The organism is Kitasatospora sp. NPDC091276 (assembly GCF_040684355.1).
Lineage (GTDB): Bacteria > Actinomycetota > Actinomycetes > Streptomycetales > Streptomycetaceae > Kitasatospora.
The window spans coordinates 1-17,457 of sequence record NZ_JBFBFU010000015.1; the positions used below are offsets into that span (position 1 = coordinate 1).

Sequence of the window (17,457 nt, forward strand, 5' to 3'; positions counted from 1 at the left end):
GCAAGACGCTCGGCTGGGATACCCCAGCCGAGCGTCTACGTGATCTACTCACCGTCTGAAACCAAGCGGTGTTGCGACGACCCCTTGAACCTAAGCCCTGGGGCGAGGGCCTTCGCATGTGGTCAGTGTTGCTCGTCGCGGTCGTCGCCGGGGTGTGGCGTTTTGAGGGTCGCGATGGCACCGAGGGCCACGATGACGATCGCGGGCGCGAGGAGGAAGACCAGGGCCGCGCCGACGAAGAAGCTCATCACCCCCACGCCTCGTCCCGTTCCACGTCGCGGAGGAGGTGGAGGAGGTTGAGCAGAGTGCTCACGGGGGCGTTGCCGAAGTCGACGAGGATCCGGCCGTCGAGGGTGGTCTCGTGGGGGAAGGCGGAGCCCCAGAGGAGACCGTAGGAGCGTCCGCGCTGGTGCACCTCGCCGAGCAGGGCGACGATCTGGGGCGGGGTGTAGTCGCGCATCCGGGGGTCGTCCGGCGCGACGGGTTCGCGGGCGGCGCTCACGCGGCGAAGTCCAGCTCGTACCAGACCGTTTTGCCGCGCTCCTGGGTGTCCACGCCCCAGCGGTGCGTGAGCCCCTCGATGAGCTGGAGCCCCCGGCCGGTCGTGGCCAGGTCGGGGAGCTGGTGTCGCTCGGGGAGGACGTCGCTCTCGTCCGAGACGGAGACCCGGAGGGTGCCGTCTAGGAGCGAGAGGAGGACGACGGGGGAGGCGGTCTTGCCGTGCCTCCAGGCGTTGACGACCAGTTCGGCCAGGGCGAGTTCGGCGAAGAAGATGGTCTCGGCGTCCCACCCGGAGCGGGTCAGGGCGTCCCGCAGGGACTGCCGGGCGAGCGCGAGCGAGGGGGTGTTGAGGGTGCACACGGGAACCTCCGCGAGGCTGCTGGTGTGGAGAGGGGGATGCCTTCAGCGCGTGGGCAGCAGGCGCCTACTGCCCGACGAACAGGCATTTCTGACGATCCATCGGATCGATCTGAAGTTGACGATAGCGCATCGGAACTTAAATTTAGGTAGTTGCGAGGAAGATCCCTCTCCCGGGGGACGGATGGTCCTTGCCGTAGCCGACGCGGCACACTGATCCCACAGGATGTTGAGAGGACGCCATGCCAGGTCGCCACAACCCAACCCTTCGTCAGCGTCGCCTGGGCGCTGAACTGCGAAAGATGAGAGAGCAGGCAGGCCTCGGAGGCAGCCAACTTGCCCGCGTGCTCGGTGTGAGCCCTGCCCAGGTGACGCAGATGGAGAGCGGGAAGACCAGCGTCAGCGTGGACCGGCTCCGGACAGTCGCCGATGCCTGCGAGTGCTACAACCAGCCGCTCATCGACGCCCTCAACGGCATCATCACAGTGCGAGACAAGGGTTGGTGGGAGCAGTACCGCAACCACATCCCCGACGTCTTCCTCGAATCCGCCGAGCACGAGGACTTCGCGGCAACGACGATCAGGGTTTGCGCGTCGACGTTCCTTCCGGGACTTCTGCAGACAGACGACTACACACGAGGAATCTTCAGTCGACGGATCCCTCGACTTCCTGCCGACGAACTCGATCTGCATGTCGCGTTCCGTTCGGAGCGCAGAACGAGGGTCCTTCAGAGCCCTCGGAAGAAGCTCGAAGCCTATCTACATGAGTCCAGTCTGCTCACACGCTTCGGTGGCACCGACGTGCTGCGAGGGCAGCTTCACAGCCTGATCGATGACTCCCTCAGGGATGACATAAGCATCCGCGTCATCCCCTTCACCGCCCACACCTATCCCGGACCGGTCGAGAGCCTCATCTACACCTCCGGGGAGGTACCCGAGCTTGATACGGCCGAGGTGGAGTCATCGCAGGGCCCGATTTTCTTCGATGCCCCGAGCGAGCTTGAGTCCTATCGTGAAGTCTTCAACCGCATCGAGAAGGCTGCCCTCAGCGGCGAGGATTCGCGAGATCTGATCCATCGCACGGCCAAGAACCTGAAAGGCTGAGATGTCTCAAGACCAATGGCAGAAGTCGTCCTTCAGTAGCTCCAGCGAAAACTGTGTGGAGGTCCGCGCGGTCGCCGGGGTGATCGAACTCCGGGAGTCCGACGAGGGCGAGGTCATCGTCCGCACCACCGCCCTCACGTTCGCCGCGTTCCTCCGGGGCGCGAAGGCCGGGGAGTTCGACCACTTCACCGGTGACGCCTGAGCGAAACGATCCGGCGGCCCCTTGCTGTTCTCGCAAGGGGCCGCCGGTGTGACTGCTGTCAGTGCTGCGGGCCGGGCGGGGTGGTGGCGGGGGCGCCCGTGCCGGTGCCGGTGTTGTTCGGGTCGGACTTGGGTGCCGGGTCGGGGATGTCGGCCATCGGCAGGGACTTCTTGGGCGTGCCGCGCAGGGCCTGGTTCATGGCGTCCTGCCAGATCGGGCCGGGGCCGTCGGCGCCGAACACCTCGCTGTGGTACTTCCCGTTGATGGTGATGTTGCGCATCTCGACGCCGCCGTTGGGGCCGCCGAGCCAGACGGCGGTGGCGAGCTGCGGGGTGTAGCCGTTGAACCAGGCGGCCCGCTTGCGGTCCGAGGTGCCGGTCTTGCCGGCGATCTGCCGGTTGTCGTCCAGGTTGAGCGCCGCGCCGGTGCCCTTGTTCTCGGTCACGCCGTTCAGGACGGTGTTCATCGCCCGCGCCGTGTCATCGGAGAACGCCTTCTCGCACTGGCCGGCCGGGACGGGGACGTCCTTGCCGTCCACGGTGGTGATCTTGTTGATGGCGATCGGGGCGCAGTGCGTGCCCTGGGCGGCGAAGGTCGCGTAGATGTTGGCCATGGTCAGCGGGCTCATCTCCTCCACTCCCAGCGCCATCGCGGGGACCTCCTCCAGCGGCTTGCCGCTGGCCTTGCCGGTGACGCCCAGCTTGTTGGCCATCTGCTTGACCGCGCAGAGGCCGATCTCCTGCTCCATCTGCACGAAGTAGGTGTTGACCGAGAGCGCCATCGCCTGCTTCAGCTGGTAGGGGCCCTTCTCGTTCTCGCTTTCGTTGGGCACCACCGTCTTGGGCCGGCCCTGGTTCTTCCAGGTGCCCTCGCAGGTCTTCATCGTCGGGTATTCGAGCTTGTTCGGGGCCGAGTACTCCTGGGTCGCCGGCAGGCCCGCCTCCAGGGCGGCGGCCGCGACGACCGGTTTGAACGTGGAGCCGGGCTGGAAGCCGTTGCCGCCGCCCATCGCCGCGTCGACGTTGAGGTTGACGACGGTCTGGTTCTTGTTGGCGTCCAGGCCGTACGGGCGGGTCTGGGCCATGGCCAGGATCTTGCCGGTGCCCGGCTCGACCATGGTGGCGGCGGCCGAGACGCTGTCGGTGATCTTCACGTTGGAGGTCACGGCGTTCTGGGCGGCGGCCTGCTTGTCCGGGTCCAGCGTGGTGTAGATGTTGAGGCCGCCGGTGTCCCAGAACTTCTTGCGGTCGGCGGCGCTCTGGCCGAACGCCGGGTCCTGCTTGACCACGTGCCGGACGTAGTCGCAGAAGAAGCCCATGCCGCCCTGGGCGGTGGCGGTGATGCAACCGTTCTGCGGGTCCTTGAAGTTGAGACCCAGCGGGGCGGCCTTGGCCTCCTTGGCCTGGTCCGCGGTGATGTGCTTGTTCTCCAGCATCTTGTCGATGACCGTGTCCCGGCGCTTCTGCGCGGCCACCGGGTGCAGCTTCGGGTCGTACTGGGAGGGGTTCTGCACCAGCCCGGCCAGCATGGCGGCCTCGGCGATGGTCAGGTCCTTGTTGCTCTTGCTGAAGTAGCGCTGGGAGGCGGCCTCCACGCCGTAGGCGCCGTTCCCGTAGTACGTGATGTTGAGGTAGTTGGTGAGGATCTGGTCCTTCGACAGGTCCTCCTCCAGCTTGATCGCGACCTTGAGCTCCTGGATCTTGCGACCCAGGGTCTTGCGCTGCGCCTCCAGCACCGCGGCCTGGTCCTCGCCCGCCTTCTCGACGTTGACGTTCTTCACGTACTGCTGGGTCAGCGTCGAGGCACCCTGCGAGGCGGTGCCGCTCTCGGCGTTCTTGCTGATCGCGCGGAGCACGCCCTTGAGGTCGACGGCGCCGTGCTCGTAGAACCGGGCGTCCTCGATGTCGACTTGAGCCTGTCGCATGAACGGCGACATCTGCTCAGGAGTGATGACCGTGCGGTCGCGCTCGTACACCTTGGCGATCAGGCCGCCCCTGGCGTCGAAGATCTGCGTCGCCTGGGTGAGCGGCGGGGTCTTGAAGTCACTGGGGATGTCCTCGAAGCCCTCCGCCGTGCCCTTGGCGGTCAGCCCGAAACCGCCGGCGGCGGGCAGGGCGAGGCCAGCCAGCAGCACACCGGACACCACGCTCGCCGCCAGGAAGATCGCACCGAAGCGGGCCAGCCGGAGCGGCGTCCTGCGGGGCGGGGGGAGAGCCGCACTGTCGGAGGAATTCAATATCGGAGGGAGATTCGATTCCATCCCGGAATGCTAGTCCTCACGCACTCTGCGGATCGAACGTTTTTTCGCGCAAGGCTGTCACGGCTGTGCAACAGATAGCGGAAGTCGACCGCGGCGCGTCAAATCGCATACGCACCAAATTGGCGCAATGGAAATACAGGCTGCCTTTAACTAATCCAGCCCCCCCGAGGCACGACCACGGACCACGCCTGCGGTACCCGTGGCTCCCGCCTGCCGCGCCCTCCCCCTCTCGCGGCCCTGACACCACTTAGATGCCGCGAACGGGCCGAAAGGTTGCCTACGCCCGGTGAGCCCCGACGCCGACTCGTGCGATCCGCCCCCACCCAGCCCCACCGGCGGCACCCCTGCGCGCCCCGCACCCAGTCGCCGGCGGCACGTCACGGCGCTGCCCGCGCCCCGGCGCAGGAAGTCGGCCAAGCCGACTTCCTGCGCCGAAGCCGCCTCCCCCTCGCGCCCACCCGCGCGAGGGGCTGTCGCCGGACAGGCGTGCGGTCGATGAACTTCTGATCACCTGTTCGAAGTTGGGCGGTTTCCAGTATCGGAAACGCGAAAGCTTCTTCGCCTGTTCCAGCCTTCCCTGGTTCCCGGGCTGCTGCAAACCCCGGAGTACGTGCGTGCCGTGTTCGCGAGAAGGGGCCTCACCGAAGAGCAGTTGTCGAGGGTGGTCGCAGCACGCCTTGCAAGGCAGCAATCCCTCTGCGACACCACCAAAACGCTGCGGTTCGTCATCACCGAGCCTGTTCTCCGATGGCGCCTCGTTTCAGCCGCGATGATGGCTGGCCAGCTGGACCGCATCATCTCCGTTTCTCGCCTGCCGCATGTGGATATTCGAATCGTTCCTCTCGCCGCGCCTCAATCCGACGTGCCGGGGCGGAAATAGGTCTCCCTGCCCATAGTTTGGTGCCCGGTCCAACGGCGCTGAGGGCAGTGTGGCCGAGGTGTGGCAGGCCGCGCGCGGTAGTGCGCGGCCTGCGATTCGATGCGGCGCAACAACAGGGAGGTATAGATGTCCACCATCGTTATGAGCCGGGCGCGGGGAGTCCCGGTTTTCGACCGGGCGGAGTCCCGGCTGCCGATGGGCACGGCCGGGGCGACGCCGCTGCCCGAGTTGGACGGCGAGCGTGGCCCGGAGAGCCCGTTCGCCTTCCGGTTCCTGGTGCCGGTCACCGGGGCCGGGGGCATCCTGTCGGCCGACATCGACTACGACGACGACACGCAGACGTGCACCTACGAGGGACTCCCGCCCGGCGTCTACATGACCAGCACGCCGCCGAAGACGTACGGCCCGACCCAGCCCACCGGGCAGATGGACGCGCCGGACGACCCGGGAAGCAGCGACGACTGAGATGCCGACCGCCGATGCCGTCCTCGTGCTCACGGGGGCGTTCGATCCCACCGCCGACCTCGTGATCGAGGAGCTGAATCGGCGCGGTACCCCCGTCTTCCGGGCGGACACGGCGTGGTTTCCGTCGAGGTTGGCCCTGTCGGCCAGCCTCGACGGGGCGGCCGGCTGGTGCGGGACGCTGGCCACGGAACGACGCACGCTCGACCTCTCGGCGGTACGAGCGGTCTACTACCGTCGGCCGCCCGTGCCGGAGTTTCCGGAGTCGATGTCCTCCGAGGCCCGCGGCGTGGCGTCCGCCGAGGCGCGGCGCGGGTTCGGGGGTCTGCTGTCCGCGTTGCGGTGCCGCTGGCTGCCGCCGCCAGGCCGTGCTGCTGACGCCGAGTACAAGCCGTTCCAGCTCCGGGTGGCGGCTGAATCGGGGCTGCGAGTCCCCCGGACGTTGATCACCAACGATCCTGAAGCGGCAAGGGAGTTCGCGACCGGCATCGGGAAGCCCGTGGTCTACAAGCCCTTCACGCCAATCCGCGGGACGGGGCGGAGGGGCACCCCGGCGGAGCGCCGTTCGACCGGATCATCGCCACGTGTTCGGTGCGGCGGATTCCGCAGGCCTGGCTTGACCAATGCGCGCCGGGCGGTCTCATCGTCGCCCCGATCGGTGATGTCCTGGGCGGAGGCGCCCTGGCCCGGCTGACCAAGCTGTCGGACGGGCGCGCGGCAGGGCGGTTCCTGCACCGGCCCGCCGGGTTCATGCCGCTGCGTTCAGGTGCCGAGCCCAGCCCGCCGGCTCGGGAACCGCGAGCCGGCGGGCGAATCACGGAAATCAGCGCCCGAGTTCTGGACGACTACGGGTTCTCTTTTTGGGCGGGTCTCCACCTCGCCCCCACGGTCATTCGGAACGGCCGTACCCTGCACGATCCTGCCGATGGCTCGGCCGCCCGCGTGCAGGACCACCCCGACGGCTCGTCCACGGTCGACGTCAGCGGCCCCCGCGACCTCTGGCAGGCCGTTGAAGCCGCGTACCGGAGCTGGCTCGAAGGCAACCGGCCGCGCCGTGAGTGGTTCACCGTCGAGGCGGGGCCGGAGGGGCAGTACGCGGGTTACGTGGCGCCGGACGGATCCTCGGTTCGGTGGGGGCTTTGAGGTAGCAGACCGATGTCGGAGACCGGGCCGAGGTGGGTGAGCTTGTCGGGGTTGGAGACGGCGTGGACGGCCTGGATGGTGCCGTCGGCGATGTCGAGTTCGAGGACGCTGGCGACGCGGCCGGCGGCGTCGTGGAGGACGGCGCCCGGGCGGCCGTTGACGGTGGCGGGCGTCAGCGTGACGCCGAGTTTGCGGTTGCGGCGGAGGCCGCCTATGAGGAGCTGGGCGACGCGGCGCAGGCCGGTGAGGGCCTTGCCGAGGGCGCGGGCCTTGCCGCCGCCGTCGCCGTGGAAGACGACGTCGGGGGAGAGGAGTCGGAGCAGGGCGTCCAGGTCGCCGCCTTCGGTGGCTTCGAAGAACCTGCGGGCGAGTTCGTCGGCCTCCGCCGTGCGCGCCCGGGTGTCGACGGCTTGGGCCGAGGGGACTAGGCGCTTGCGGGCGCGGGTGAGGATCTGGCGGCAGTTGGCCTCGGACTTGCCGACGGCGTCGGCGATCTCCGGGTAGCCGTACCCGAAGGCCTCGCGGAGCATGAACACCGCCCGCTCGGTCGGGGAGAGGGCCTCCAGCAGGACGAGGAACGCCATCGACAACGCGTCGGCCAGCTCGGCGTGTTCGGCCGGCCCCGGGCGGTCGGCGGTGACCACGACGGGCTCGGGCAGCCACTCGCCGACGTACGTCTCCCGGCGGACCCGGGCCGACGTCAGATGGTTGATGCCCAGCCTGGTCACCGACGTGGTCAGGTACGCCTTGAGGTTGGTGATCGTGGTCCCGGCCTGGTCGGCCCGGGTCAGACCGAGGAAGGCGTCCTGGACGATGTCCTCGGCGTCGCCCACGGAGCCCGTCATCCCGTAGGCGATGGAGAACAGCAGCGGCCGGTATCCGGTCGCGTCCGTGGTGATGGCTGATTCCGGCACTGGAACCCCTCCCTCGGTTCGCCGAGCAGGGTATCCAACGGCGCCCAGACGGCAGTGGCACAGATCACATCCTCGCCTGTCACGGCCCGCCGGGGTGCCCTGTCTCAGAGGGCACCAGCGGACGACGACAAGGGAGCACACGATGGAAGCCCGCCTGAACCCCTTCGCCAGCCAGACCATGTCCAAGTTCCTCAAGCACCTCATCGCGGCCAACAAGGTGATCGTGGAATCGACTCTGCCGTTCGCGACGCAGGAGTTGGTGAAGCTGCGCGCCAGCCAGATCAACGGCTGCGGCTTCTGCGTCGACATGCACTTCAAGGACGCCGTGCACGGCGGGGAGGAGGCGACCCGCCTCAACCTGGTCGCGGCCTGGCGGGAGGCGACGGTGTTCACCGACGCCGAGCGCGCCGCCCTGGAGCTGGCGGAGCAGGGCACCCGCCTGGCCGACGCGGCCGGCGGGGTCACGGACGAGGCCTGGGCGAACGCCGCGAAGCACTACGACGAGGAGCAGCTCGCGGCCCTGGTGTCCCTCATCGCGATCATCAACGCCTTCAACCGCGGCAACGTCATCGCCCGGATGCCCGCCGGCGGCTACCGGCCCGGCCAGCACGCCTGACCGGAGCCCGTTCCGCGGCCGGAGAGCGGTCTCCCCGGCCGCGGGCGTCGGGTTCCCTGCCGTCGGCCTCTCGGCCGTCGGCGCTTCCGGGGCGTTACCGTCCGTGCGCATACCACCCAGCCTGCGCTGGGGGCCTTGTGCTTAAAAAACCGACCGATAAGGTGTTAATCCAACATTCATCGATGCCGCATAGCCTCCGGGGGCTAGCCTCATGCCGAATGCCATCGTCCGACCAGGAGGCGAAAGCCCCGTGCAAGGCACAGTCACCACACCAGGCGGGTCCGCGGTGGCCGGCGGCCCTGGCGAGGCCTTCCTCCTCGTCGTCGACGACGAACCCAACATCCGCGAGCTGCTCGCCGCCTCGCTGCGCTTCTCCGGTTTCCGGGTCGCCTCCGCCGCCAGCGGCACCGAGGCCCTCGACCTGATAGCCGTCGAACGCCCCGACCTCGTCGTCCTCGACGTGATGCTCCCGGACCTCGACGGCTTCACCGTCGTCGAGAAGCTGCGCGAGCGGACCAACCGCGGCCAGATCGCCGGGCCCGTGCACGGCCACCCCGGCGACCACCTCCCGGTGCTCTTCCTCACCGCCAAGGACGGCGTCGGCGACAAGGTCCAGGGCCTCGCCGCGGGCGCCGACGACTACGTCACCAAGCCGTTCAGCCTGGAGGAGCTGATCGCCCGGATCCGCGCCATCCTGCGCCGCTCCGGCGGGCCCGCCGAGGACGGCCGGCTCATCGTCGCCGACCTCAGCCTCGACCCGGTCGCCCACGAGGTCACCCGGGCCGGCACCCCCGTCGCGCTCTCCCCGACCGAGTTCAAGCTGCTGCACTACCTGATGGCCAACGTCGGCCGGGTGGTCTCCAAGGCGCAGATCCTCGACCACGTCTGGGCCTACGACTTCGGCGGCGACCTCTCCATCGTCGAGTCGTACATCTCCTACCTGCGCCGCAAGCTCGACTCCGGCCCGGCCCACGGCCCCAAGCTGATCCACACCGTGCGCGGCATCGGCTACGCGCTGCGCCGCCCCCCGCAGGGCTGACCGGTCCGCTCCGTGTCCGCCCGGCTCTCCACCCGGCTGTCGGTGTTCCGGCGGCCGTTCTCCCGGCTGCCCCTGCCCCGGCGGCCGTTCTCCCGGCTGTTCTCCCGGCTGTCGAGGCTGTCCGGGCTGTCCCGACTGTCCCGGCTGTCCCTGCGCGCCCGGCTGCTGGTGCTCGCGCTGGTGCTGGTCACCACCGGGCTCGCGGTCAGCGACGCCGTCGTGCTCGGCACCGTCCGGGTACAGCTGGTCGACCAACTCGACGAGCAGCTCCAGCGGTACGGGCTGCCGCTGTCCCACAAGGGCCCGGTACGGGTCGGCACCCCGGAGGCCGGGCGCCCCGCCGTCACCGGCAAGCGCAGCACCCTGCCCAGCCAGTACCTGGTCCAGTACCTCTCCTCGGACGGCAAGGTGCAGGCCGTCATGCGCCAGCCCGTCTCCGACAGCGACCCGGCACCCCAACTCGCCGGCCTCGACCCGACCCGCACCGAGCCCGACGTCCCCTTCGACCTGCCCGACCAGCGCGGCCACTACAACTGGCGGGTGCTCGTGCTGCCGATCCAGACCCCCCGGGCCCCGGCCGCCGCCAGCCCCAGCGACTACGCCTCGCCCGCCGTCACCGCGACCTACGTCATGGTGGCCGTCTCCCGCGCGGACATCGACGCCACCGTCGGCAAGCTGCGCAGCTCCTTCCTCGCGATCGGCGGCGCCGTCCTGCTGCTGATCGCCGGGCTCGGCTTCTTCGCCGTCCGGGCCGGGCTGCGGCCACTGCGCCGGATCGAGGCCGGCGCCGCCCGGATCGCCGACGGCGAACTCTCCCACCGGATGCCGGAACTCTCCCCCGGCACCGAGGTCGGGCGGCTCTCCATCGCGCTCAACGGCATGCTCACCCAGATCGAGGCCGCCTTCGCCGCCCGCGCCGAATCCGAGGCTCGGATGCGCCGGTTCGTCGCCGACGCCTCGCACGAACTGCGCACCCCGCTCGCCGGGATCCGCGGCTTCACCGAGCTCTACCGGATGGGCGCGCTGCCCACCGACGGGGACGTCAAGCGGACCATGACCCGGATCGAGAGCGAGGCCGTCCGGATGGGCGCCCTGGTCGAGGACCTGCTGGTGCTCGCCCGGCTCGACGAGGAACGCCCGCTCGACCTCGCCCCGATGGACCTGCGCACCCTCGCCGCGGACGCGCTGCACGACCTCACCGCCCTCGACCCGACCCGGCCCGTCTCCCTCACCGGCCCGTCCGGCACCGGCGCCCCCGGCGCGGCCCCCGTCCTCGGCGACGAGGCCCGGCTGCGCCAGGTGGTCACCAACCTGGTCGGCAACGCGGTCAAGCACACCCCGCCCGGCACCCCCGTGCGGATCGGGGTCGGCGGCGCGGGCGGTGTCTGCCTGCTGGAGGTCGCCGACGCCGGGCCGGGGCTCACCGACGGCCAGGCCCAGCGGGTCTTCGACCGCTTCTACCGGGTCGACGCCTCCCGCAGCCGGCACGGCGGAGGCGGCGCCGGACTCGGCCTCGCCATCGCCACCGCGCTCACCCACGCGCACGGCGGCACCCTCACCCTGGACACCGCCCCCGGCGCCGGCGCCACGTTCCGGGTCGAACTGCCCACCAACGGTGACCGGACTTCCTGACGGCATTGTCGACACGTCAATTCCCTTGCTGACCAAGCAATGGCGGGCCGTTTTCATTGCCGGAATGCGGCATGGAGCGTAAAGAATCCGTGCGCCTATGATCAACGCCGTCGGGTCGTCAAGAACAGCCCGGCACACGGCTTTTGCTTTCTTTCCGACCCGAAAGGGGTCATTGTGAAACTCCGCCGTACGCTGGTCTCGGCCGCCCTCGTCGCCGCCGTGATCTCGCCCGCAGCCATGCTCTCCGCGGCACCCGCCTTCGCGGAGTCGGCTTCGACGGCGCAGACCCGGAACGACACCGGCTCGATCGCGGAGCTGGAGAAGGCCGCCGCCGCCGCGGCCAAGGCCCACCAGGCCGCCGTCGCCGCCGAGGCCGCCGGGCAGGCCGAGACCACGGCCTTCATGAACAACCCGCAGCCCTACCTCGGCAAGCTCCAGGAGGCCCAGGCCGCCGCCAAGACGGCCGCCGCGGCCCACGAGAAGACCTACAACGAAGCCGTGGAGGCCTCGGCCGCGTACCGCTCCGCGAAGCCGGAGGAACTGGAAGCGGCCAGGGTACGGATGCTGGCGGCGTTCGACGCCGCCAACGCCGCCACCGACGCGGACACCAAGGCCAAGGCCGCCGTGACCGCCGCCGGCACGGCGCTGGACGACGCCAAGGTCGCGGCGATGCGCAAGCTCGGCGTGCTGCAGGAGGCCACCAAGACCGCGGCCGCCGCCAAGGCCACCGCGGACAAGGCCCTCGCCGAGGCCAAGGCCGCCGCTGAGAAGCCCGCCGACAAGCCCGCCGACAAGCCGAGCGAGAAGCCGGTCGAGCAGCCCGCCCCGGCCCCGGCGGAGCAGCCGGCCCAGCAGCCCGCCGCCGTCACCCCGGTCTCGGACACCACCGCGACCACCACCAACAACGGCACCGGTGCCGGCACCAAGGCGACCACCGCGAGCAGCCAGGCCAGGTCGACGACCGCCGCCCCGGCCAAGGCGACCACCGGTTCGACCACCGAGCTCGCCGAGACCGGTTCCAACCCGGCCACCCCGTACCTGGCGCTGGGTTCCGGCCTGGCCCTCAGCCTGGGTGCCGCGGCCCTCTACGTCTCCCGCCGCAAGCCGGCCCGCTCCTCCTCCTGATCCACCCGGTTCGCGCCCGCTCGGGAGGAGGGCGCGAACCCCACAGCACCCCCGAACCGCAGGGCAGGCCCCCTCCCGGCCCGCCCTGCGGTCTCGCGTTTCCGGGCCCGAAACGCCCCGATCGGGTGAACCTCGGCCGTTCACCCGACCGGCCCCCCGGTCGTGTGCGACGGTCCACGTGCTCACTCACGCACCGGGAGATCGCTATGGACCCTGATCAGAGGTTATGGAAGGCCTGGAAGGCCATGGCCGTCCCGAAGATCGCGCGCGCAGAGATCGGAGATGACAGCATCACCATCTCGGTCATCGGTGACCTCCGCCATGCGGCGGTGGGAGGTGGCCTCAGGAAGGCGCTGACGAAGCACCTGCGCGGGACGGGGTACACGGCGACGCAGGGCCGGTATGTGATCGCCGGTTTGAAGGCGATGAAACCTGACTTCGCCGTGGCACCGGACGACACGAAGGCGATCGAACACCCGGAGGGTGTGGGGCTTCTGGCGTCCGGGATCCCCCTTGTCGCCGAGGTCGTGTGGCCCGACTGCTACGAACGCCGTGACCAGGAATTCAAGCCGCGCGCCTACGCTTCCGCGGACATTCCGGTGTACGTGGTCATCGATGACTACGGTCACGGCGGTACCGTGACCGTACTTTCTCGCCCCGACCCCGAACGCCGTGCGTACGCGTCCTCGACCCGGATCCCGTACGGCGAGGAGGCCGTGATCCCCGAGGGCCCCGCCAAGGGGTTCGTGATCGGGCCGGAGGTCACCGGTGAGCGCCGTGGTTGATCCCGTGGTTGATCCCGGGGTGTCGTTCCGGCGGGACCTGTCCGAGTGGCGGATCGCGCTGGTCGCGTGGCGGCTGCTGGTGCTGCAGGCGGCGGATCCGGTGGTGGGGGCCGGGATGGCCGAGCACTCGACGTACCAGGCGCATCCGTGGCGGCGGGTGGAGCACACGCTGGGGAGCGGGCGGCGGCTGTTCTACCAGGACGGGGAGGCGCTGCGGCGGGAGGTCGCGCGGCTGGACCGGGCGCACAAGCGGATCCGTGGGACGGCGCCGGACGGGCGGGCGTACGACGCCGAGGACGCGGCGACCCGGGCGTGGGTGCTGCTGACGCTGTTCGAGTGCGTGGTCGCGATGCGGCGGCTGGGCGGGGACCCGTACGATGCCGGTCAACTGGAGGCGGCGTACCAGGAGTTCACCGGGTCGGTGGCGGCCTTCGGGCTGCCTGAGGGCGAACTTCCCGGCAGTGCGGCCGAGTTGCCCGCGTACTTCGCCCGGGCGGCGCGCGAGCGGCTGGAGTTCACCGAGGCGGCCCGCTACCTGCTGGAGGACATGCTGCGCGGGGCGCCGCGGCCGCGCCGGCTGTGGTTCCTCGGCGACGCCGGGTGGCGGGTGCTGCGGGCGGTGGTGGCGCGGGCGATCACGGCGCTGACGGTGGCGGATCTGCCGCCGGCGGTGCGGGAGCGGTTCGGGCTGGTGCGGACGCGGCGGGCCGCGCTGCTGTCCTGGCTGCTGCACCGGGGCGCCGGCGCGGTCGTCCCGCGGCTGCCGGACCGGCTGCGCTACCGCTCCCCGGGGCAGGGGGGTGCCCCGTCCCGGTGGCGTCCGCCGCGCCGGGACGCGCGCGGGTCCCGGGTGGACCGGTTCTTCCGCGAGGTGCTGGACCAGACCGGCGACGGCTTCCTCACCGTCCACGACCTGCGGGCGATGGCGCACAACGTGTGCTGGCAGCTGGAGTTGGACGAGGCCGCCGAGGCGCGGGTGTACCAGGCCTTCGACGGCTGGTGGGAGCAGCTGCGCGAGGCGATGGACGCGAACGGCGACGGCAAGGTGAGCCGGGAGGAGTTCGTGGCGGCCACCGTCGCGGGCTGCGACCGGGATCCTGCCTATCTGGAGCAGGGGCTGCTGCCCGCGCTGCGGGCCGTGTTCACCGCCGCCGACACCGACGGCAGCGGCTTCCTGGAGGCGGACGAGTACCGGGCGGTGTTCGGTGGACCGCGCGTCCATCCGGCCGAACTCTCGCACGGGTTCCGCCAGTTGGACGTGGACGGGGACGGCCGGATCACCGTGGAGGAGTTCCTGCACGGTTTCACCGAGTTCTTCACCGCCCGCGCCGACTCCACCCCCGGCACCCAGCTCCTCGGCCGGGCGTAATGGCCGGGCGTAATGGCCGGACGTAGCCGAAGGGCGTAGCGGAAGAACGCGGAAAGGGCCAGGGCCCCCTGGCCCGGTCAGCGCCCACGCCGTCCGCGACGGCGTGGGCGCCGTCGTGTCAAGCGACGGATCGGCCAAGATCGCTCCGCCGGGTGCCCGGCCGTTCGTTGTCAGGGCCGTCGGCGGCTCCGCAGACTGTCCCCACCGCCACTGCGTTCACCACTGCACCGCCGCCGCATGGCCACACACGGCCACACACGGCCACGCCCCGCTACGTACGGCTACACACCGTTCCGAAGGTGTCAATCCCACCCCGCCTGCGATTCCTTCGTAAGGATGATGGATACTGCTCCTTGTGAACGTGTTCACGTTCACAAGCGGACAAGCTTGCGTGGTTGGGCAGCGGTCTACAGCTATAGATGAAGTTTGTCCGAAACATGCCCTTCAACAGGGCCGGTCGGTTGGAGAGAGGGCGACGTGGAGCTGGCAATCGCTCACGAGACCATCGCGCGATGGCAATTCGGCATCACCACCGTTTACCACTTCCTCTTCGTCCCGCTCACCATCAGCCTCGCCGCCATCGTGGCCGGGCTGGAGACCGCCTGGGTGAGGACGAACAAGGAGAAGTACTTCCACGCCACCAAGTTCTGGGGGAAGCTCTTCCTGATCAACATCGCGATGGGTGTGGTCACCGGCATCGTCCAGGAATTCCAGTTCGGCATGAACTGGTCCGACTACTCCCGCTTCGTCGGCGACGTCTTCGGCGCCCCGCTCGCGATGGAGGCGCTGATCGCCTTCTTCTTCGAGTCCACCTTCATCGGCCTGTGGATCTTCGGCTGGGACAAGCTGCCGAAGAAGATCCACTGCGCCTGCATGTGGATGGTCGCCCTGGGTACCGTGCTCTCCGCCTACTTCATCCTGGCGGCCAACTCCTGGATGCAGCACCCGGTCGGTTACTCGATCGACCCGGCCACCGGCAAGGCCCAGCTCACCGACATCGCCAAGGTGCTGTTCCAGAACACCACCCTCACCGTGGTGGCGCACACCCTGACCGCCGCCTTCCTCACCGGCGCGGCCTTCATGGTCGGCATCGCCTCCTTCCACCTCTGGAAGGCCAAGCGCAAGCCGGAGAGCGCCGACCCCAAGAAGACCGCCGTGATGCGCACTTCGCTGCGGCTCGGCCTGGTCCTCGCCGTGGTCTTCGGCGCCGGCACCGCGCTCAGCGGCGACTCGCTCGCCAAGGTCATGTTCGAGCAGCAGCCGATGAAGATGGCCGCCGCCGAGGCCCTGTGGGACACCCAGTCGCCCGCGCCGTTCTCGATCTTCGCGGTCGGCGACGTCAGCAAGGGGCACAACTCGGTCGAGCTGGAGATCCCCGGGATACTCTCCTTCCTCGCCCACAGCGACTTCAACTCCTCCGTCCCCGGAATCAACGACACCGCGGCCGCCGAGGCCGCCAAGTACGGCGGCGACCCCAAGGACTACATCCCGAGCATCTTCGTCACCTACTGGGGCTTCCGCCTCATGATCGGTTTCGGGATGACCTCCTTCGTGGCCGGCCTGATCGGGCTCTGGACCACCCGGCGCAAGAAGTTCCTGCGCCCCGAGTTCCGCACCGGCGAGACCGAGGTGCCCCGGCTGATGCTCACCCCCGGACGGGAGATGGGTCCGTTCCTCACCAAGTGGAGCTGGCGGATCGGCATCCTGACCATGGGCTTCCCGCTGATCGCCAACAGCTTCGGCTGGATCTTCACCGAGATGGGCCGCCAGCCGTGGGCCGTCTTCGGCCTGATGACCACGGCGAACGCGGTCTCCCCCAACGTGAGCGTCGGCACCCAGATCGGCGCCCTCACCACCTTCACCCTGCTGTACGCGATCCTCGCCGTCGTCGAGGTGCGGCTGCTGGTGAAGTACGCCAAGGCCGGCCCGGTGGTGACCGAGCAGCCCCCCGCCAAGGACCCGACCCTGCGCGGACCGTCCTCGGACGACGACGCCGACAAGCCTCTCGCCTTCGCCTACTGAGGACCACAGGGGATCTGACATGCAACTCCACGACGTCTGGTTCGTACTGATCGCGGTCCTGTGGATCGGCTACTTCTTCCTGGAGGGCTTCGACTTCGGGATCGGCATCCTCACCAAGCCGCTCGCCCGCAACACCGCCGAACGGCGCGTCCTGATCAACACCATCGGCCCGGTCTGGGACGGCAACGAGGTCTGGCTGCTGACCGCCGGCGGCGCCACCTTCGCGGCCTTCCCGGACTGGTACGCGACCCTGTTCAGCGGCTTCTACATCCCGCTGCTGATCATCCTGGTCTGCCTCATCGTGCGCGGCGTGGCCTTCGAGTACCGGGCCAAGCGCGACGACGCGCGCTGGCAGCGCAACTGGGAGGAGGCCATCTTCTGGACCTCGCTGCTCCCGGCCTTCCTGTGGGGCGTGGCCTTCGCCAACATCGTGCGCGGCGTCGACATCGACGCGCAGAAGAACTACGTCGGCACCTTCTGGGACCTGCTCAACCCGTACGCCATCCTCGGCGGACTGGTGACGCTCAGCCTGTTCACCTTCCACGGCGCGGTGTTCGCGGCGCTCAAGACGGTCGGCGAGATCCGCGACCGGGCGCGGGCCACCGCCCTGCGGGTGGGCGTGGTGGCGGCGGTGCTGGCGCTGGCCTTCCTGCTCTGGACGCAGGCCGACAACGGCAACGGCCGCAGCCTGGCCGCCCTGGTCATCGCGGTGCTGGCCCTGGTCGGAGCGCTGGCGGCCAACCAGCTCGGGCGCGAGGGCTGGGCGTTCATCCTCTCCGGGGCGACCATCGTGGCCGCCGTCGCGATGCTCTTCCTGGCGCTCTTCCCGGACGTCATGCCCTCCACCCTCAACGACGGCTGGAGCCTGACCGTCGCCAACGCGGCCTCCTCGCCGTACACGCTGAAGCTGATGACCATCGTGGCCGCGGTGTTCACGCCGCTCGTGCTGCTCTACCAGGGCTGGACGTACTGGGTGTTCCGCAAGCGCATCGGCGTCCAGCACATCCCCGGGCACGACCCGGCCGCCGCGCTCGACCAGGCCTGACG

At 69.6% G+C, this 17,457-nt stretch carries 16 protein-coding genes and 3 pseudogenes; 14 read left to right on the top strand and 5 right to left on the bottom strand.

All coding sequences use genetic code 11. The features are described 5' to 3' along the window. Positions 1–122 precede the first annotated feature (122 nt). The 3 genes from AB0O19_RS19895 to AB0O19_RS19905 are packed head-to-tail and all read right to left on the bottom strand — an operon-like array spanning position 123 to position 861. A complete protein-coding gene (locus AB0O19_RS19895) occupies positions 123–248 on the bottom strand; it encodes a hypothetical protein (RefSeq protein ID WP_363621076.1) in 126 nt (41 codons plus the stop codon). Continuing rightward, a complete protein-coding gene (locus AB0O19_RS19900) occupies positions 248–502 on the bottom strand; it encodes a hypothetical protein (protein ID WP_363581564.1) in 255 nt (84 codons plus the stop codon). Before AB0O19_RS19900 ends, AB0O19_RS19895 begins: the two co-directional genes overlap by 1 nt. Beyond that, positions 499–861 (bottom strand): ATP-binding protein, encoded by a 363-nt coding sequence (locus AB0O19_RS19905; protein ID WP_363621077.1) that lies wholly within the window; start codon positions 859–861, stop codon positions 499–501. The genes AB0O19_RS19900 and AB0O19_RS19905 overlap by 4 nt, the downstream gene beginning before the upstream one ends. A gap of 239 nt (positions 862–1,100) precedes the next feature. Between AB0O19_RS19905 and AB0O19_RS19910 the strand changes: the two genes are divergently transcribed. Both AB0O19_RS19910 and AB0O19_RS19915 read left to right on the top strand, forming a co-directional pair. Continuing rightward, the gene (locus tag AB0O19_RS19910; RefSeq protein ID WP_363621080.1) at positions 1,101–1,961 is read left to right on the top strand and encodes a helix-turn-helix transcriptional regulator; all 861 of its coding nucleotides are present in this window, start codon (positions 1,101–1,103) and stop codon (positions 1,959–1,961) included. Between the two features lies 1 nt (position 1,962). Next, entirely contained in the window at positions 1,963–2,163 is a 201-nt protein-coding gene (locus AB0O19_RS19915) for a DUF397 domain-containing protein (protein WP_363621082.1), read from the top strand. Between the two features lie 58 nt (positions 2,164–2,221). Here AB0O19_RS19915 and AB0O19_RS19920 read toward each other — a convergent pair whose 3' ends face one another. Further along, positions 2,222–4,423 carry a transglycosylase domain-containing protein gene (locus AB0O19_RS19920; RefSeq protein ID WP_363621084.1) on the bottom strand — a complete coding sequence of 734 codons (2,202 nt, stop codon included), beginning with the start codon at positions 4,421–4,423 and terminating at the stop codon, positions 2,222–2,224. A 553-nt stretch (positions 4,424–4,976) separates the two neighbouring features. On the opposite strand from AB0O19_RS19920, the pseudogene AB0O19_RS19925 reads away from it, so the two are divergent. The 4 genes and pseudogenes from AB0O19_RS19925 to AB0O19_RS19940 form a co-directional block, all read left to right on the top strand. Next, positions 4,977–5,291 (top strand): annotated as a pseudogene (locus tag AB0O19_RS19925) (DUF5753 domain-containing protein); the annotation flags it as partial. Between the two features lie 138 nt (positions 5,292–5,429). Next, positions 5,430–5,768 (top strand): hypothetical protein, encoded by a 339-nt coding sequence (locus AB0O19_RS19930; RefSeq protein ID WP_363621085.1) that lies wholly within the window; start codon positions 5,430–5,432, stop codon positions 5,766–5,768. A 1-nt stretch (position 5,769) separates the two neighbouring features. Beyond that, positions 5,770–6,111 (top strand): annotated as a pseudogene (locus AB0O19_RS19935) (MvdC/MvdD family ATP grasp protein); the annotation flags it as partial. A gap of 209 nt (positions 6,112–6,320) precedes the next feature. Further along, a pseudogene (locus AB0O19_RS19940) lies at positions 6,321–6,908 on the top strand (protein-L-isoaspartate(D-aspartate) O-methyltransferase); the annotation flags it as partial. On the opposite strand, the gene AB0O19_RS19945 reads toward AB0O19_RS19940, so the two are convergent. Further along, a complete protein-coding gene (locus tag AB0O19_RS19945; RefSeq protein WP_363621087.1) occupies positions 6,866–7,822 on the bottom strand; it encodes an RNA polymerase sigma-70 factor in 957 nt (318 codons plus the stop codon). The pseudogene AB0O19_RS19940 and the gene AB0O19_RS19945 sit on opposite strands and share 43 nt — an antisense overlap. A gap of 142 nt (positions 7,823–7,964) precedes the next feature. On the opposite strand from AB0O19_RS19945, the gene AB0O19_RS19950 reads away from it, so the two are divergent. The 8 genes from AB0O19_RS19950 (at position 7,965) to cydB (ending at position 17,455) form a co-directional block, all read left to right on the top strand. Then, positions 7,965–8,438: a carboxymuconolactone decarboxylase family protein gene (locus AB0O19_RS19950; RefSeq protein WP_363621089.1), complete on the top strand. Its 474-nt coding sequence runs from the start codon at positions 7,965–7,967 to the stop codon at positions 8,436–8,438. A 286-nt stretch (positions 8,439–8,724) separates the two neighbouring features. Further along, positions 8,725–9,477, top strand: a complete 753-nt coding sequence (locus tag AB0O19_RS19955) for a response regulator transcription factor (RefSeq protein ID WP_063348402.1) — start codon at positions 8,725–8,727, stop codon at positions 9,475–9,477. A gap of 12 nt (positions 9,478–9,489) precedes the next feature. Beyond that, a complete protein-coding gene (locus tag AB0O19_RS19960; RefSeq protein ID WP_363621091.1) occupies positions 9,490–11,109 on the top strand; it encodes a HAMP domain-containing sensor histidine kinase in 1,620 nt (539 codons plus the stop codon). Positions 11,110–11,283: 174 nt separating this feature from the next. After that, complete coding sequence (locus AB0O19_RS19965) at positions 11,284–12,234, top strand: LAETG motif-containing sortase-dependent surface protein (RefSeq protein ID WP_363621093.1); 951 nt, start codon at positions 11,284–11,286, stop codon at positions 12,232–12,234. 206 nt (positions 12,235–12,440) lie between these two features. Further along, positions 12,441–13,019: a Uma2 family endonuclease gene (locus AB0O19_RS19970; RefSeq protein ID WP_363581540.1), complete on the top strand. Its 579-nt coding sequence runs from the start codon at positions 12,441–12,443 to the stop codon at positions 13,017–13,019. Between the two features lie 4 nt (positions 13,020–13,023). Further along, complete coding sequence (locus AB0O19_RS19975; RefSeq protein WP_363621095.1) at positions 13,024–14,388, top strand: EF-hand domain-containing protein; 1,365 nt, start codon at positions 13,024–13,026, stop codon at positions 14,386–14,388. 477 nt (positions 14,389–14,865) lie between these two features. Beyond that, the gene (locus tag AB0O19_RS19980; RefSeq protein ID WP_363581536.1) at positions 14,866–16,410 is read left to right on the top strand and encodes a cytochrome ubiquinol oxidase subunit I; all 1,545 of its coding nucleotides are present in this window, start codon (positions 14,866–14,868) and stop codon (positions 16,408–16,410) included. A gap of 19 nt (positions 16,411–16,429) precedes the next feature. Then, on the top strand, positions 16,430–17,455 hold the full coding sequence (cydB, locus tag AB0O19_RS19985) for a cytochrome d ubiquinol oxidase subunit II (RefSeq protein WP_363621097.1): 1,026 nt from the start codon (positions 16,430–16,432) through the stop codon (positions 17,453–17,455). Positions 17,456–17,457 lie beyond the last annotated feature (2 nt).

What these genes read in the sequence shown, in the direction of transcription:
- AB0O19_RS19895 (WP_363621076.1), bottom strand. Translation starts at nt 248, where the DNA reads ATGAGCTTCTTCGTCGGCGCGGCCCTGGTCTTCCTCCTCGCGCCCGCG.
- AB0O19_RS19910 (WP_363621080.1), top strand. Translation starts at nt 1,101, where the DNA reads ATGCCAGGTCGCCACAACCCAACCCTTCGTCAGCGTCGCCTGGGCGCT.
- AB0O19_RS19915 (WP_363621082.1), top strand. Translation starts at nt 1,963, where the DNA reads ATGTCTCAAGACCAATGGCAGAAGTCGTCCTTCAGTAGCTCCAGCGAA.
- AB0O19_RS19920 (WP_363621084.1), bottom strand. Translation starts at nt 4,423, where the DNA reads ATGGAATCGAATCTCCCTCCGATATTGAATTCCTCCGACAGTGCGGCT.
- AB0O19_RS19930 (WP_363621085.1), top strand. Translation starts at nt 5,430, where the DNA reads ATGTCCACCATCGTTATGAGCCGGGCGCGGGGAGTCCCGGTTTTCGAC.
- AB0O19_RS19950 (WP_363621089.1), top strand. Translation starts at nt 7,965, where the DNA reads ATGGAAGCCCGCCTGAACCCCTTCGCCAGCCAGACCATGTCCAAGTTC.
- AB0O19_RS19970 (WP_363581540.1), top strand. Translation starts at nt 12,441, where the DNA reads ATGGACCCTGATCAGAGGTTATGGAAGGCCTGGAAGGCCATGGCCGTC.
- cydB (WP_363621097.1), top strand. Translation starts at nt 16,430, where the DNA reads ATGCAACTCCACGACGTCTGGTTCGTACTGATCGCGGTCCTGTGGATC.